Source organism: Ruegeria sp. YTSA105 (assembly GCF_059610225.1).
Genome location: NZ_JBXWNE010000001.1, coordinates 1 through 16,359, shown reverse-complemented (window position 1 = coordinate 16,359; position 16,359 = coordinate 1). Strand labels below are relative to the sequence as shown.

Below are 16,359 nucleotides of genomic sequence, written 5' to 3'. Positions count from 1 at the left end.
CGTCAGCCTTGCAGCCTCGCCCCGGCCCGTCCCATGAGTGGACATTGCGGATATAGGAAGACGCGCAGCGGGCTTCTTGTGAGTTCTCGCCAAATTGATGTTTCTACAAGCCACCGTGAACAGTGGTTTCAAACGAAAAAGGCGCCTCGGTCGAGGCGCCTTTCTGGGTTACTGATCCAGGAACGACCGCAACTTTCGCGACCTGCTGGGGTGTTTCAGTTTTCGCAGCGCCTTCGCCTCGATCTGACGGATACGTTCGCGCGTCACGCTGAACTGTTGGCCGACCTCTTCCAGAGTGTGGTCGGTGTTCATACCGATGCCAAACCGCATCCGCAGAACCCGTTCTTCCCGCGGGGTAAGTGAGGCCAGAACACGCGTGGTCGTTTCCTTGAGGTTTTCCTGAATAGCACTGTCCAGCGGCAGCACAGCATTCTTGTCCTCAATGAAATCGCCAAGCTGGCTGTCTTCTTCGTCGCCAATCGGCGTTTCCAGGCTGATCGGTTCCTTGGCGATCTTCATCACCTTGCGGACCTTCTCCAGCGGCATCTGCAGCTTTTCGGCCAGTTCTTCCGGCGTCGGCTCGCGGCCGATTTCATGCAGCATCTGACGACCGGTCCGAACCAACTTGTTGATCGTCTCGATCATATGGACCGGGATACGGATCGTGCGTGCCTGATCCGCGATGGACCGGGTGATCGCCTGACGGATCCACCAGGTGGCATAGGTCGAGAACTTATACCCGCGGCGGTATTCGAACTTGTCTACGGCCTTCATCAGGCCAATGTTACCTTCCTGAATAAGATCAAGGAATTGCAGACCACGGTTCGTGTATTTTTTGGCGATCGAGATCACCAGACGCAGGTTGGCTTCGACCATTTCTTTCTTGGCCTGGCGCGCCTCTTTCTCGCCTTTCTGGACCTGCTGTACGATGCGGCGGAATTCGCTGATGTCCAGGCCAACATATTGCCCGACCTGAGCCATATCGTTGCGCAGTTCCTCGACCTTGGAGGTCGAGCGTTCGATGAACATCTGCCAGCCTCGGCCCGGCTTTTCAGCCATCTCAGCCAGCCAGTTCGGGTCCAGTTCACGCCCACGATAGGCGTCAACAAATTCGCGACGGTTGATGCGGGCCTGATCCGCCAGCTTCACCATCGAGCTGTCCAGCGACATGATCCGACGATTGATGCCATAGAGCTGGTCGATCAAAGCATCGATCCGGTTGTTGTGCAGATGAAGGCCGTTCACCAGCTCGACAATCTCGGCGCGCAGCTTCTGATAGGTCGCTTCGTCCGTGTCGCTGAATGTGCCGTCTTCGTTCAGGGTTGCCGAAATCCGGCTGTCCTGCATTTCGCTCAGCATCGCAAAATCAGTCGAAATACGCTCGAGCGTAGTCAGAACCTGATCTTTCAGAGCAGCTTCCATAGCAGCCAGCGACATGTTCGCCTGCTCGTCTTCGTCATCGTCATCATCGGTCGCAATCGGGTTGCCATCGGCATCCAGCTCGGGGCCTTCTTCCTTGGCGGGCTTTGCGGCCTGCACGGTCGAAGTGTCGACGACCGGCTCTTCGACATCGCCGTCTTCGTCCATCTGATTGCCGAAAGTGGCCTCCAGATCAATGACGTCGCGCAGCAGAATGTCTTCGGACAGCAATTCATCATGCCAGATCGTAATCGCCTGGAAGGTCAGCGGGCTTTCACAAAGCCCCAGGATCATCGTATTGCGACCAGCCTCGATCCGCTTGGCGATAGCAATCTCGCCCTCACGGCTGAGCAGTTCGACCGAACCCATTTCGCGCAGATACATGCGCACCGGGTCATCGGTACGATCAAGCTTTTCGGTGGCGGCACCGGCCAGCGTGACCTCACGGTTGCTTTCCGTTGTGATCAGGTCGGTCGAGCCTTTATTCTCTTCCTCTTCCGCCTCTTCATCTTCGATGATGTTGATCCCCATCTCGGACAGCATCGACATAACGTCTTCGATCTGTTCCGAGCTGACCTGATCAGGCGGCAGGACCTGATTGAGCTGGTCGTAGGTGATGTAACCTTTCTCGCGGGCCTCGGCGATCATCTTCTTGACCTGAGTCTGGCTCATGTCCAGCGAGATTTCCTGTTCCTGCTCGTCGGATTTGCTGTCTTCGTTTGTATCCTTGGCGGCCATTCAATGCTCCTGCAGGGATGGGTGATTCGATTGAACCGAATCATTAGCGCGTTGAAGTGATTCGGCCACCCGTTTACCTGTTTTTCTTTTCCAGTGCCTTACGAAAACACCACATTACCGGCGTTTTCGCTCGAAATTGATACCTGACATGATTGCCTTAAACGCATCCTTCTCGTCACGGTTGATTCGCGCACCATTGTCAGCGATGTCGAAAACGGCCCTGTCTTCATTCTGGCTTCGGCTTGTTCTGTTGCGCTCTTCGGCAGCTTGCGCCAAGCGATAGGTCAACGCTTCATCGTCCAGATCAGACAGCTCCTCTGCGGCTTCGGCGATCTCTGCGTCCAGACCCCTGAGAGCTTTGATTTTGGCGAGTTCCTCGGCCAACGTCATTTCGGCCTTTTCAACGTCGCCCGGTTTATTCACGCAGGGGATCACTGCGACATGGCGAAGGGCCAGCAGGTTTTCAAGGGCGTGATGTCCCAAAGTTTCCGCAATATGTTGTTTGAGGTTCTCAGGATCATCTATCGCGTGCCGCAGAATGGCATCGCGCAGGCTAGCGTGATCTTGGTCACGGCACTCCATTTCTTCCAGTTGGTATTCAAACTGCACCACGACTTGGGGGTTCAATGCGGCGATGGCCAGAATGGCGGCTTCGCGCATCTGGATATCGGCATTGTCGGACGATGCCAGGAACGACGCCCGCGCACCCGGTGTGGCCGGTTGTGGCTGAGGTTTCCATTTCCCGCGCGGTTGCCAGGGGCGGTTTTGCTTCTGCCTTTGTGGGCGGAACAGTTTCCAACACAGATCCTTGATTTCTTGCTCGTAATGAGAGCGAATTGAACCATCTCGGATCAGCAGTGTCTTTTCTTGGAGTGTGCGTTCCAACGTAGCCTTGCGTTCAGGGCTGTCGAACACCTTGCCTTCGGTTTCGCGCTGCCACAGCAGCCTGACCATTGGCATGGCCTCTTCCAACACCGTCTGCACTGCCGTTGGACCTTCGGCCCGCAACAGATCATCGGGATCTTTGCCCTCGGGCATCAGCGCAAAGCGCAAGGACTTTCCTGCCTCAAGCAGCGGCAGGGCCAGATCGACCGCCCGCATCGCAGCACGCAAACCCGCCGTGTCGCCATCCAGCGCAATGATCGGCTCGTCCGAGATACGCCACAGCAGTTGCAACTGATGCTCGGTGATTGCGGTGCCCAATGGGGCCACCGATGCGCCAAAACCGGCCTCGGCAAGCGCGATCACATCCATATATCCTTCGGCCACGATCAATGGCTGTCCTTTGCCGGCAGCCTGCCGCGCGGGGCCTTGGTTATAGAGGCTGCGCCCCTTGTCGAACAGTTCGGTTTCGGGCGAGTTCAGATATTTCGCATTGTCATTGGGGTCCATCGCCCGGCCACCGAACGCAATGCAACGCCCGCGCGGATCCCGGATCGGATACATGATCCGGTTCCGAAACGTGTCATATGGCTTTTTACCTTTGTTCGAGGGTTTCGCCAGACCCGCACCAAGGATCAGATCTTCGGCCACGTTCTTGCCGCGTAGGTGATCCCAAAGCGCCTGCCAACCGTCGGGAGCAAAGCCGATTTCCCACCGATCCAGCGCCTGCTCTTTCAAGCCGCGCCGCGCCAGATAATCGCGCGCCTCCCCACCTGCTCCTGTTTTCAGCTGCAACCGGAAGAACTGCACCGCCTGTTCCATCACCTCGGCCAGTTGCGTGCGACGATCCTGTTTCTCTTGCGCCTTGGGGTCACGTTCTGGCATCGGCATTCCGGCCTCACGCGCGAGAATTTCGACCGCTTCGATGAACGAGACATTCTCGGTCTCTTTCACGAAGCTGATCGCATCCCCTTTGGCATGGCAGCCAAAGCAGTAATAGAAACCCTTTTGGTCATCGACGTGGAACGAAGCTGTCTTCTCGTGATGGAACGGGCACGGAGCCCACATGTCGCCCTTGCCCTGATTGGACTTGCGCGCGTCCCACATGACTTTGCGCCCGACGACCTGAGACAAGCTCAGCCGGGTGCGCAACTCATCCAGAAAACCGGGTGGTAATGACATGGGTTAAACCTGACAGAAACGGCAACGCGCGCCAAGGGGAAGGCGCGCGTTTGTCCGCAAAGAAATCGCAAGGTTTTGGATTACTGCTGCAGGCACAGCTCCATCCACGTGGCGCCGAGATCCTTTTTGCGCACATCGCGCATCTTCTGCTCATAGACCCAAGGGGTGATCAGCGGGATCGCGGCATTATAGTTCGCGGGCCAGGTCGGACCTGTATCGGCCACGGCTTGCGGCACGTCGCGCTCCTTCACGCGGTCAAGTCGCGCCTGCTGGATCGCCGCCACGACATCCGCCTGATGCTGGCAGCTTTGTTCTTTTGTTTCCTGAGCAGCCAGAGGTGTGGCCAGTAAAATAGCCGCAACGGCAATACGCAACATGGGGGTCTCCGGGATTCGTTCTCGTCGCTGAAGTCTACTGCCGGGCGAAGATGCGCGCCATCGTCGAATTGCATCTTGCGCAGCCCTGTTGCGCCTTGGTCCTGCGGGCGATGGATCAGATGCCAACCGCCCGCAGAGAGTATTGTCAAAGTCCCTTAGCGCGGTAGCTTTTCGAGACACGGTCAATGGCCACGATGTAGGCAGCGGTCCTCAGATCCTCGACATCGTCGCGACTGTGCCAGACTTCACGCATCGACTGGTAAGCAATCCGCATGGTGTCATCAAGCCCCGAACGAACCAGCTCAAGCTCATCCGCACCTTTCAGGTATTTCGCCTTGAAGTTCGGAGACATGGACCAGGCATCGCCCAGATAGCGGTCCAGCCGTTCCAGCTCACTGACGATCAACTCGTGCCGCGACTCTTCCTGGCGACGCTGCATGCGGCCAAACCGGATATGGCTTAGGTTCTTAACCCATTCGAAATACGAAACGGTCACACCGCCAGCATTTGCGTACATATCAGGAATGATCACGACGCCCCTATCGCGCAGAACTTCGTCTGCTCCAGCTGTCACTGGGCCGTTTGCAGCTTCGATGATCAACGGGGCCTTGATGCGATCGGCATTATCAAGGTTGATCACACCTTCCAGCGCCGCCGGGATCAGGATGTCGCACTCTTCTTCCAGCACGGCCCCTCCCTCGGCGGAATGGGTGGCGTCGGGATAATCGCTGACGCCGCCATGCTTGACAATCCATTGGCGAACCGACTCGACGTCGATCCCGTCGGGATTATACAGCGCTCCGTCCCATTCAATGATGCCCACGATACGAGAGCCGTCTTCCTCGCTCAGGAACTTGGCAGCGTGGTAGCCCACATTTCCCAGACCCTGAACAATAATGCGCTTGCCGTCCAACTTGCCCGACAGCCCTGCCTTTTGAATGTCCTCAGGATGGCGGAAAAACTCGCGCAGCGCATATTGAATGCCGCGGCCCGTGGCCTCGACCCGTCCGGCAATACCGCCAGCATTCAGCGGCTTGCCTGTCACACAGGCGCGCGCGTTGATGTCTGTTGTGTTCATTCGGGCGTATTGGTCGGCCATCCACGCCATTTCACGCTCACCCGTCCCCATATCCGGGGCTGGCACGTTCTGTGACGGGTTAATCAGGTCGCGCTTGGCCAACTCATAGGCGAACCGACGCGTGATCTGTTCAAGCTCATGCTCTTCGTATTGGCGCGGGTCTATACACAAGCCGCCCTTTGATCCGCCAAATGGCGTTTCGACCAGGGCGCATTTATAGGTCATCAGCGCCGCCAGCGCTTCGACTTCGTCCTGGTTCACCGCCAAAGCATAGCGAATGCCGCCTTTCACCGGCTCCATATGTTCGGAATGTACCGACCTATACCCGGTGAACGTGTGTATGTCACCGCGCAGCCGGACGCCGAAGCGTACAGTGTAGGTGGCGTTGCAGACCCTTATCTTTTCTTCAAGGCCCGGAGGCAGATCCATCAGGGACGCTGCCCTGTTAAACATAAGATCTACACTCTCTCGAAAGCTGGGTTCTTTTGTGGCCGTCATTTAAACCTCCGTGCCGGCGAACGACTTGCGTTCTGACGTTTTGTCGCACCCCTTTGCTAAACGATCAATGTTTAAGCAGAAATAAAATCTCAAGTTACGGGGAAATATTCGAACTCTGGCTGAGTCGCCAAACCCAGACATTATCCGCCGAATTGTTCACGCATCGAATACAGCCCCGCGCAACGGTCCGGAATTATCCCTCAATTTCCCTCAAACCAGCCAAAACTGGGCCCTTTTCGCCCAATTCCCGCCACGTTTCGCAGTTAATTTCCATACGTTAACTTTTCCTTAGCAGCTTTGGATGTCTGCTCAGCGAGGTCTGCAAGATGAAAATGCCCAAGTTTCTACGCGAAAGCAAAAGCGGCGCTAAATCCGCGCTAAGCGCGCGCCGGTTCGCAAAAAGCGAAGACGGTACATTCACAATCTTTGTATTGTTGGGTTTCCTGGTGATCATCGCCTCGACTGGGGCTGGCGTTGACCTAATGAATTTCGAACGCGACCGCGCCAATCTGCAATCGACATTGGACCGCGCCGTTCTTGCGGCCGCTGACCTTGATCAGAAAAAGCCCGCACGCGAAATTGTCGATGCCTATTTCGAGAAGGCCGGGCTGGGCGGCAAAATCACTTCTGTCGTGGTGGAAGAAGGCTTTGGATCACGTAAAGTATCAGCCACCGCCGAGGCGACCATTAAAACCCACTTTATGCATTTCTCTGGCGTCAACAGCTTGACCGCTAACGCGGCCAGCACGGCCGTCGAAAGCATTGGAGCTGTTGAAATTTCGCTGGTTCTCGACATCTCAGGCTCAATGAACAACTATTCGAGTTCTGGCGGGAAGAGCAAAATTGCGCTTCTGCAGGATGCGGCCACAGAATTTGTCACGCTGATGCTGGATTCAGATGATCCTAACCGCACGGGCATTTCGATCTCGATCGTGCCTTACGCAACTCAGGTCAACGCGGGTGAACCCATCCTGAGCAAATTCACCAACGTTACAGCAGAGCACAACTACTCCCATTGTGTGAACTTTATCCCTGAACAGTATAGCGACGCGGACCTAGAGCGTGATGACAGGCTGGAACGCACTGCACATTTTGACCCCTTCACCTATTCCGAAGGCTCGATCAGAACACCGGTTTGCCCGGTCCGCGATGGCAGTGCGATTACGCCTGTTACCGATAATCTGGAGGCATTGACCAAACAGATCAAGGCGTTGACTGCAACCGGGAACACCTCGATAGATGTCGGCATGAAATGGGGCGTGGCCTTCCTGGACCCAAGCGTTCGTGGCATTGTGAGCGACCTGGCTGACGACAACATCGTTCCAAATCACTTCCGGACCCGCCCGTCAGACTATAACTCGGACATCTTGAAAATTGTAATCGTAATGACCGACGGTCAGAACACGGACCAGTATATGCTGAACCCGTCCCTTCGGGAGGGCTTGTCGGATGTCTGGTACAATGCTGAGGCCTCCGAATACACAGTCTACCATTCGCAGGGTCAGCCTAACTTTTTCTGGCCACAGCAGAACACATGGGCGGACCATCCGTTCGGCAATCCTGATCCAGAGACACCAGCCAACGAAGAATTGGGTACGGCTGTTCGCCTGACCTATCCAGAACTCTTCAACCGTGTGTCTTTGGCCTGGAATGCAAGATATAACTATTACTGGCAGTCAAGTGCATGGGCCGAGTGGTACTCGAAAGCGTATGCCAAAGTTGAAACTTCGGCCAAGAACCAGCGCACCAAGCATATCTGTGACGCAGCCAAAGATGAGGGCGTCATTGTCTATGGCATCGCCTTCGAAGCACCCAGAGCCGGGTACAAAACCATCAAGGACTGTGCCAGCTCGGACAGCCATGTATACAATGTGAACGGTCTGGACCTGGAAGACGCATTTGCTTCTATCGCGTCGTCGATCAGAAAACTGCGGTTGACCCAATGATCGGAGCCCTTGTTTCAAAGCTGCGAAGCCTGAGACGCAGGGAAGATGGGGCGGTCACCGTCGAGTTTGTGATCATCTTCCCGGCATTCATGTTCTTCATCCTGAGTGCGATGGAATATTCGGTGGTCACCTTGCAGCAGGCGATGTTAGAGCGGGCTGTGGACCAGACAGTTCGCGACATTCGCCTCGGCACGGGCACCAACCCAACGCATGATCAGATAAAAAGCACGATCTGTGATCGCGTTGTAGTGATCAAACGCTGTACCACCAACTTGCAGCTGGAGATGCTGCAACAAAGCGCGTTTGTCGGGTTGAACCTACCGCCTGTCCCGGATTGCACTGACAATTCTGAAGAAGTGAACCCAGTTCGCGCTTTCGAAAATGGCCTTTCGAACGAGTTGATGATCCTTCGGGCCTGCGCAAAGGTCGATCCGATTTTCCCTACATCGGCGATGGGGCGTATTTTGTCGGATGAATCAGGCCAGATCGAACTTACCGCGACGACTGCCTTCGTACAGGAGCCTCTGTAAGCCTATGTTTTTCATGTCAAAGCTCCGGAATCTTCTGAAATCCAAGACGAAAGACGAGAGTGGGGTACTCACGGTTGAGGCTTTGCTTGTCTTTCCGATGCTGGTGTGGACGATCACAGGCGCCTTCACGTATTTCGACGGCTTCCGCCAAAGCGCATCTAACCTTAAAGCGGCATATACGGTTGGCGATTTGATCTCTCGCGAGACCGGCACGATCACGGACACATATATCACCTCATTGCATTCGCTGCTGGTGGCGATGGTCAACAACCGATCACAGATGAATCTGCGCGTGTCGCTGGTTGTGTTCGACGAAGAAGATGATCGTCATTACGTCAGATGGTCAACCGCGCGCGGGTACGACAGCATCTGGACCGACGACAATATTGACCGCATGCGTGATAACCTGCCGCCTATGCCCAACCAGGACACACTGATCATTGTTGAAACGGCGAATGCTTACATTCCGGTCTTTGACTCGATTTATGGGGTGGATTTCCTCAAAGGCGACCACGTCTTTGAAAATTTCGTCTTTACACGCCCACGCTTTACCAATGAGGTTGCGGCAAATGTGTCGGGCGTTGTTGAAATTGAGGAAAATCCCGACGGGTCTGGCGAGATCGGTGAAATCGAGGACCCTGGCACAGGGGATTCCGGTGCGAGTGCGGAAAGCGCAACGAATTAGGACAAGGTTGGCCTCTTAGTGCCTTCCACCCCGCCTTCGAATAACGAGGTGGCGCTGAAGGTCTGACCTAGCCGCGCTCTGCCACCATCACAGACAATATTTCTGACATGAATTTGGTTTCGGCGGCGGATGTCATGCCGCCGATGCCAACGCGGCGTCCCAGGCGCCACCACAGCCCCGGCGCCCATCTATTTGCACCTGATTGCCGGGTTGTTACCAGAAAGCCATTCGACGGCTTGAAGGCAAACGCGCCTCTTTCGACGGTTTCAATGTCTTCTATTGCGGCGATCGGCTGCCCTGCCCCGGTTCTCAGCTCGGTCTCAGTCAGCTCGATCCAATCCGAGGTTGCCTGCCACATGCGATAGGCCAGCCAAAAGGACGCCGCGCCTACCACAAACAGGAATGCCTGCCAGGATGGCTCCGGCGGCGCGGCAAGCGCGACGAAAACAACCAGAAAGCCCACGGTCGACAACATTCCGACACCCATCCACCGCCTGGGTGATGAGGCTTTGACCACGGCCAGAACTTCTTGTTGCATTTGCTGCTCTCCCACTTTGCAGTTGGGTTTAGCCACTTTCCCAGCCAAACAACAGAGGCGAACGCACCTGCTGAATTTCGCACAGGTTGCGTGTTTCAGCGCAAATTGACCCGCCATGGCAGTGCGGTACATCTTCCTCATAGCAACAGGAGCGCAGCAATGTCCCTCAGACCGACTTTGGAAACCCGAAAGGCCATACCGACGATGGAGGGGGCAGGCGTTAAACTGCACCGCGCTTTCGGCTTTCAGGACCCGTCGGAACTGGATCCTTTTTTGCTGTTCGACGACTTTCGCAATGAACGCCCGCAGGATTATCAGGCTGGATTTCCATGGCATCCGCATCGCGGGATCGAGACAATCACCTATGTCCTGTCCGGCTCGGTTGAGCATTCGGATTCACTTGGCAATAACGGAACACTTGGCGCGGGTGATGTGCAGTGGATGACGGCGGGGTCCGGAATCCTGCATCAGGAAATGCCCAAGGGGAGCCAAACCGGCCAAATGCACGGGTTTCAGCTGTGGGGCAATCTACCCGCGGCCCAAAAGATGACAACACCGCGATATCAGGACGTTCCGCGCAAAGAGATCCCTGAAATCATGGACGATGACGGAACCGTTGTCCGTGTGATCGTGGGGACGTTTTGGGGCAAGACAGGCCCAGTCGACGGCATCGCCGCCGACCCTCAGTATCTGGACATCCAAATTCCGGCAGGTGTGAAAAAGACCTTCCCCATAGACACCTACCGTCGCGCATTTGCATATGTATTCGAAGGCGCGGGCGCCTTTGCTGATGCCTCGCGGCCTGCGGGGGTCCTTTTGGAAAAAGAAGTTGGCGGCCAAGAGGTGAACATTCGTGACATGTCGGGGGACCGAACTCTGGTTCGGTTTGGGAGTGGTGACGAAGTGACCGTTCAGGCAGGTCCCGAAGGTGTCCGGTTCCTGCTGATTTCCGGCGCACCGATCAATGAGCCGGTCGCATGGCACGGCCCCATCGTCATGAACACCCGGACCGAGCTGGAACAGGCTTTTCGCGAATTGCGCAACGGGACGTTTATTCGGCCGGCACATTGACTGCCCCTTAAGCAGTCATCGCCTTTCGGACCATGTCCCAATAGACGGCTTCAACCTCGTCCAGCGAAAGCCGCCCACCGGCGCGATACCACGTCATAACGCCGTTCAGCATGGCGATGACCGCCAATGTCGCAATCTTCGTATCCGCGACCGCAAAGATACCCGCCCGCTGACCTTCGCGCAAAATGGCTTCAAGCCCGTCTTCATACTTGCGGCGCAGATCCTCTATTTCGGCGAAGTTTTCGGGCGTGAGGTTCCGAAGTTCCATATAGGCGATGAATACCTCGTCAGGGCGCTGCAGGTGGAACCGTATGTGAAATCCGACAAACCGACGCAAAGCAACCTGCGGATCGCCAGTTTGCTTTTGCTCGCCATAGGCGGACAACAAATCCTGCATATGGTCGCGCATCAAACGGAACAGAAGGCTCTGCTTATCCGGGGTGTAATTGTACAATGCCCCGGCCTGCACCCCAACCTCGCCCGCAATTTTCCGCATGGAAACAGCAGCATACCCATGGCGCGCGAAAAGCCGAAGCGCTGCCTGCCGGATACGCGGGCCGGTAATGTCCGAGTGTGAGCCTTGTGTACGTGCCATGTATCCACCATATCTGAACGGATGTTCAGATAGAAGCCCGCTTGAAACGACCGGACAAAAAGTGCATCACCGATGCCAGTTGCCACAATAAGGTTTCATCATGAAGCCCCTTCTTCTTCTGCCCCTAGTTTTGCTCTGCCTGGGATGCACCAATTTTCCCGAGCTGAAAGACCGCGAAGGGCCAAATGTGCAATCGGCCCCCTACCCCAAATTAACCCCACTGGCAGATGTTTTCGCTGTGCCTGTTGACCCGCTGTACGAAGCGGCAGAGGTCGAAAGTGAATTGACCGACCGCAGCAAGGCGTTGAAGAAAAAGGCAACGGCATTGCAAAACGCTCAGACCAATTAATCCTCAGGTTTTCTGCCGCCCGGCATGGGTGTCGCGGATTGCGCCTCGGCGCTGAACCCGCTAAGGCAGCGGGAACGGGGAAACACCCCAGTTTAGGATATTCGAGCGGAAAGGAACCCACAGGATGACACAGGCGCTGCGGCTTGGAATTGCGGGCTTGGGAACTGTTGGTGTGGGTGTCGTCAGGATCGTGCGCCGCCATGCCGACCTGCTGCAGGCACGAACGGGTCGTCCCATCCAGATCACAGCGGTTTCCGCGCGTGACGCTGGCAAGGATCGCGGTGTGAACCTGTCGGATTATGCCTGGGAAACTGACCCTGTCGCATTGGCACAGCGCGACGATATTGATGTTTTTGTTGAACTGATGGGCGGGGAAAACGGACCTGCCAAAGCCTCGGTCGAAGCGGCGCTAGCCAGTGGTAAGGATGTCGTCACCGCCAACAAGGCCCTGTTGGCCATTCACGGTCAGGAACTGGCCGAAATGGCCGAAGCCGCGGGCCGTGTGATCCGCTTCGAAGCGGCCGTGGCTGGCGGCATTCCAGTGATCAAATCCCTGACCGAAGGACTTGCGGGCAACGAAATCACCCGCGTCATGGGGGTGATGAATGGCACCTGCAACTATATCCTGACCCGGATGCAATCGCAGCGGCAGGGATATAACGCCCTGTTCGACGAATGCGCGCAGCTGGGTTACCTTGAAGCCGATCCAAATCTGGATGTGGGCGGGATAGACGCCGCGCATAAACTGGCGCTGCTTGCCTCAATCGCATTCGGCACCAAACCGAATTTCGACGGGATCGAGATCGAAGGCATTCAGCAGATCAGTCTGGATGACATCGACCAGGCCCATGACATGGGATACCGGATCAAACTGTTGGGCGTGGCTCAGCGCACGGCACGGGGGCTTGAACAGCGGATGCAGCCGTGTCTGGTGCCCAGTGACTCGCCCCTGGGCCAGCTTGAAGGCGGCACCAATATGGTGGTGATCGAAGGCGACGCGGTCGAGCAGGTTGTTCTGCGTGGCCCCGGAGCTGGCGAGGGTCCAACGGCCAGCGCGGTGATGGGCGATGTCTGCGATCTGGCACGTGGGCTTCAGATTCCGACTTTCGGCCGCCCTGCCAGTTCGTTGCAGGACGCAGTGCCAGCGCTGACTGGTCGCCCTGCCCCCTATTATTTGCGTCTAGGTCTGCTGGACAAACCCGGCGCCTTGGCCAAAGTTGCGGCCATCCTGGGCGATGCCGGGGTCTCGATTGATCGCATGCGCCAATACGCCCATGCGGAAAGCACCGCGCCGGTTCTGATAGTTACCCACAAAACCACCCGTGCCACGCTGGATGTCGCCTTGCTGGGCCTGCACGAGACCGATGTTGTTTCGGGCACACCGGTTGCTTTGCGGATTGAAGAGGTTTGACCCTTGCGGCCTGCACGATACGCAGGCTATGCCGGACAAGACGCCGATACTGACCTGAGGATAGTGAAAATGAGTGCTGCCAAGATTGATTTCAATGACCGCCTGTTGTCTCTGGGCCTGGCGCGGGTTGCGGAACAGGCTGCGCTTGCTTCGGCTTCGCTGGTTGGACGGGGTGATGAAAAGGCCGCTGACCAGGCCGCTGTGAATGCCATGCGCGAACAGCTGAACCTTCTGGATATCGCCGGTGTCGTTGTCATCGGTGAAGGCGAGCGCGACGAGGCACCGATGCTGTATATTGGTGAGGAGGTCGGGTCCGGCAATGGTCCCGGCGTCGACATCGCGTTGGACCCGCTGGAAGGCACCACGCTGACCGCCAAGGACATGCCCAACGCGTTAACTGTGATAGCAATGGGCCCGCGCGGATCAATGCTGCATGCACCGGACGTTTATATGGACAAACTGGCCGTTGGCCCGGGTTTCCCTGAAGGCGTTGTCAGCCTGGACATGAGCCCGCGCGAACGTGTGGAAGCACTGGCCAAGGCCAAGGATTGCGAGCCTGCCGACCTTACCGTCTGCATTCTGGAACGCCCTCGGCATGAGGCTATGATTGCCGAAGTTCGCGAAACCGGTGCATCTATCCGCCTGATCACCGATGGTGATGTTGCTGGCGTCATGCACTGCGCCGAAAGCGAAGTCACCGGGATCGACATGTATATGGGCCAAGGCGGCGCCCCCGAGGGCGTTCTGGCCGCTGCAGCGCTGAAATGTATGGGCGGGCAGATCTTTGGCCGCCTGCTGTTCCGCAATGATGACGAACGCGGCCGCGCAGCCAAAGCGGGCATCACCGATCTGGACCGCATCTATTCGCGCGATGAGATGGTAACCGCCGATGTGATCTTTGCCGCAACCGGCGTCACCGGCGGCTCGTTGCTGCCGCGTATCAAGCGCGAGCCGGGTTGGGTTGAAACCACCACTCTGCTGATGCGGTCGAAAACCGGGTCGGTTCGGCGTATGTCCTACCGCACGCCGACGTGGTCGCATAGCGACGGCTAAGTTCTTGCGCCTGACCATCGTGCAGGGCTATCCATAGAAATGATAAGGCCGGGTCCGCGAGGGTCCGGCCTTGGCACATCAGGGGCAGGACATGAGCTTTCTTGGGGTTGAACATTCACTGTCTGCACGTCGCTGGGTCGGCCCCTCGGCGGATGTAGAGCGCGCGACCGAGATGCTGGTACAACAAGCCGGATTGCCTCGGGCCGTCTGTCAGGTTCTGGCCCGGCGCGGTGTTCCAGCAATGGAAGCTCCGGGATTTCTAGAACCCAAGCTGAAAGAGCTGTTGCCCGATCCGCGCGCGATGAAAGACATGGAAACCGCTGCAACCCGTTTTCTGACTGCGGTCCGTCTAAAGCAGCGTATTGCGATCTTTGCCGATTATGACGTCGACGGAGGCAGTTCGGCTGCTCTGCTACTCACGTGGTTGCGTCAGATGGGCCTGCAGGCGACGCTCTATGTGCCTGACCGGATTGATGAGGGCTATGGCCCCAACGTCCCGGCGATGCAGGAACTAGCCGCCGCGCATGATCTGATTATCTGCGTCGATTGCGGAACCCTCAGCCATGAACCCATCGCCGCCGCAAAGGGGGCCGATGTCATCGTCCTGGACCACCACCTTGGTGGTGAAACTTTGCCCGATTGCGTGGCCGTGGTGAACCCGAACAGACAGGACGAAAGCGGCGATCTTGGCTATTTTTGTGCCGCCGCCGTTGTGTTCCTGATGCTGGTCGAGGCCGGACGGCAACTGCGCGAAGCGGGTGCAAAAGGGCCTGACCTGATTGCAATGCTAGATCTTGTGGCGCTGGCCACGGTGGCGGACGTGGCCCCGTTGATCGGTGCAAACCGCGCGCTTGTGCGTCAGGGGCTGAAGGTCATGGCGCAACGACAAAGACCGGGGTTGGTGGCGCTGTCGGATGTGGCGCGGATGGATTCAGCGCCCAACAGCTATCATCTGGGGTTCATGCTGGGCCCGCGCGTCAATGCGGGTGGCCGGATCGGTCAGGCCGATCTGGGTGCCCGGCTGCTCAGCACCGATTCAACCCATGAAGCAGAGGCTCTGTCCCAACGGCTGGATGAGTTGAACACCGAGCGGCGCGATATTGAAAATGCGGTTCGGGCAGCCGCCATGGAACAGGCCGAAGAACGGGGCCTTGATGCGCCCTTGGTCTGGGCGGCCGGGGAAGGCTGGCATCCGGGCGTTGTCGGCATCGTCGCGTCGCGCCTCAAAGAAACCGCCAACCGCCCGGCCATCGTCATCGGTCTGGACGGGGATGAGGGCAAAGGATCGGGCCGATCAGTGACCGGTGTCGATCTGGGTGCCTCGATTCAGCGGCTGGCGGCGGAAGGTCTGCTGGTCAAGGGCGGCGGCCACAAGATGGCGGCTGGCCTGACGGTCATGCGTGATCAGCTGGAACCGGCGATGGAACGGCTCAGCGAATTGCTGGCAAAACAAGGGGCAGGTCAAACCGGCCCTGCTGACCTGAAACTGGAAGGCACACTTATGCCCGGCGCGGCCACTGTCGATCTGATTGAACAGATTGAAAAAGCAGGGCCTTTCGGCGCCAGTGCTCCGGCTCCGCGGTATGCCTTTCCGGACTTACAAGTGCGCTTTGCCAAGCGGGTCGGCGACTCCCATCTGAAGCTGTCGCTGTCGGACGGGGTGGGTGCCGGGTTGGATGCCATTGCGTTTGGCGCCTTTGACGGACCAATGGGGGAACGGCTGACCAATCACGGCGGCGCGCGCTTTCATTTCGCCGGACGACTTGAGGTGAACACATGGGGTGGACGGCAAACCGTACAACTCAGATTGGAAGATGCCGCCGAGGCGATCTAAGGCCGCATTCGCCACCGCCAAAAAACTTTCACAACCCTGCGTTTTTCGGCTTGCGGGGGTCAGAGTGAAACCGTAAAAGGCCCCCCACAAGCTAGCGTGGCCCGTTCGTCTATCGGTTAGGACGCCAGGTTTTCAACCTGGAAAGAGGGGTTCGATTCCCCTACGGGCTACCA

The 16,359-nt window shown here is 57.3% G+C and carries 14 protein-coding genes and 1 tRNA gene; 9 read left to right on the top strand and 6 right to left on the bottom strand.

Going from position 1 to position 16,359, the window contains the following annotated elements; all coding sequences use genetic code 11:
- Positions 1-168 precede the first annotated feature (168 nt).
- The 4 genes from rpoD to AC2FH2_RS00060 all read right to left on the bottom strand — a co-directional run bounded on the left by rpoD (position 169) and on the right by AC2FH2_RS00060 (position 6,174).
- Positions 169-2,157: an RNA polymerase sigma factor RpoD gene (gene rpoD / locus AC2FH2_RS00075; protein ID WP_271946269.1), complete on the bottom strand. Its 1,989-nt coding sequence runs from the start codon at positions 2,155-2,157 to the stop codon at positions 169-171.
- Positions 2,158-2,271: 114 nt separating this feature from the next.
- The gene (gene dnaG, locus AC2FH2_RS00070) at positions 2,272-4,221 is read right to left on the bottom strand and encodes a DNA primase (protein WP_496822505.1); all 1,950 of its coding nucleotides are present in this window, start codon (positions 4,219-4,221) and stop codon (positions 2,272-2,274) included.
- A gap of 80 nt (positions 4,222-4,301) precedes the next feature.
- Positions 4,302-4,598 (bottom strand): hypothetical protein, encoded by a 297-nt coding sequence (locus tag AC2FH2_RS00065; RefSeq protein WP_142634663.1) that lies wholly within the window; start codon positions 4,596-4,598, stop codon positions 4,302-4,304.
- Between the two features lie 145 nt (positions 4,599-4,743).
- Positions 4,744-6,174 carry a Glu/Leu/Phe/Val family dehydrogenase gene (locus tag AC2FH2_RS00060; RefSeq protein ID WP_271946263.1) on the bottom strand — a complete coding sequence of 477 codons (1,431 nt, stop codon included), beginning with the start codon at positions 6,172-6,174 and terminating at the stop codon, positions 4,744-4,746.
- Positions 6,175-6,506: 332 nt separating this feature from the next.
- Between AC2FH2_RS00060 and AC2FH2_RS00055 the strand changes: the two genes are divergently transcribed.
- The 3 genes from AC2FH2_RS00055 to AC2FH2_RS00045 are packed head-to-tail and all read left to right on the top strand — an operon-like array spanning position 6,507 to position 9,335.
- On the top strand, positions 6,507-8,120 hold the full coding sequence (locus AC2FH2_RS00055; RefSeq protein ID WP_281994817.1) for a TadE/TadG family type IV pilus assembly protein: 1,614 nt from the start codon (positions 6,507-6,509) through the stop codon (positions 8,118-8,120).
- The gene (locus tag AC2FH2_RS00050; RefSeq protein WP_142634669.1) at positions 8,117-8,650 is read left to right on the top strand and encodes a TadE/TadG family type IV pilus assembly protein; all 534 of its coding nucleotides are present in this window, start codon (positions 8,117-8,119) and stop codon (positions 8,648-8,650) included. The genes AC2FH2_RS00055 and AC2FH2_RS00050 overlap by 4 nt, the downstream gene beginning before the upstream one ends.
- Positions 8,651-8,663: 13 nt before the next feature.
- A complete protein-coding gene (locus tag AC2FH2_RS00045; RefSeq protein ID WP_496822504.1) occupies positions 8,664-9,335 on the top strand; it encodes a TadE/TadG family type IV pilus assembly protein in 672 nt (223 codons plus the stop codon).
- A gap of 67 nt (positions 9,336-9,402) precedes the next feature.
- Here AC2FH2_RS00045 and AC2FH2_RS00040 read toward each other — a convergent pair whose 3' ends face one another.
- Positions 9,403-9,873, bottom strand: coding sequence for a hypothetical protein (locus AC2FH2_RS00040; protein WP_281972336.1), 471 nt, complete (start codon positions 9,871-9,873; stop codon positions 9,403-9,405).
- A 159-nt stretch (positions 9,874-10,032) separates the two neighbouring features.
- Between AC2FH2_RS00040 and AC2FH2_RS00035 the strand changes: the two genes are divergently transcribed.
- Complete coding sequence (locus AC2FH2_RS00035; RefSeq protein WP_281972337.1) at positions 10,033-10,944, top strand: pirin family protein; 912 nt, start codon at positions 10,033-10,035, stop codon at positions 10,942-10,944.
- 7 nt (positions 10,945-10,951) lie between these two features.
- On the opposite strand, the gene AC2FH2_RS00030 is transcribed toward AC2FH2_RS00035, so the two are convergent.
- Entirely contained in the window at positions 10,952-11,539 is a 588-nt protein-coding gene (locus AC2FH2_RS00030) for a TetR/AcrR family transcriptional regulator (protein ID WP_281994819.1), read from the bottom strand.
- Positions 11,540-11,639: 100 nt separating this feature from the next.
- On the opposite strand from AC2FH2_RS00030, the gene AC2FH2_RS00025 reads away from it, so the two are divergent.
- From AC2FH2_RS00025 to AC2FH2_RS00005, 5 genes are all read left to right on the top strand, one after another.
- Complete coding sequence (locus AC2FH2_RS00025; RefSeq protein WP_142634680.1) at positions 11,640-11,888, top strand: hypothetical protein; 249 nt, start codon at positions 11,640-11,642, stop codon at positions 11,886-11,888.
- Positions 11,889-12,012: 124 nt separating this feature from the next.
- Positions 12,013-13,299 carry a homoserine dehydrogenase gene (locus AC2FH2_RS00020; RefSeq protein ID WP_142634682.1) on the top strand — a complete coding sequence of 429 codons (1,287 nt, stop codon included), beginning with the start codon at positions 12,013-12,015 and terminating at the stop codon, positions 13,297-13,299.
- Between the two features lie 69 nt (positions 13,300-13,368).
- Positions 13,369-14,352: a class II fructose-bisphosphatase gene (gene glpX / locus AC2FH2_RS00015; protein ID WP_496822503.1), complete on the top strand. Its 984-nt coding sequence runs from the start codon at positions 13,369-13,371 to the stop codon at positions 14,350-14,352.
- A gap of 91 nt (positions 14,353-14,443) precedes the next feature.
- Positions 14,444-16,186 (top strand): single-stranded-DNA-specific exonuclease RecJ, encoded by a 1,743-nt coding sequence (recJ, locus tag AC2FH2_RS00010; protein WP_282027477.1) that lies wholly within the window; start codon positions 14,444-14,446, stop codon positions 16,184-16,186.
- A 98-nt stretch (positions 16,187-16,284) separates the two neighbouring features.
- Positions 16,285-16,359 (top strand) — tRNA-Glu (locus AC2FH2_RS00005).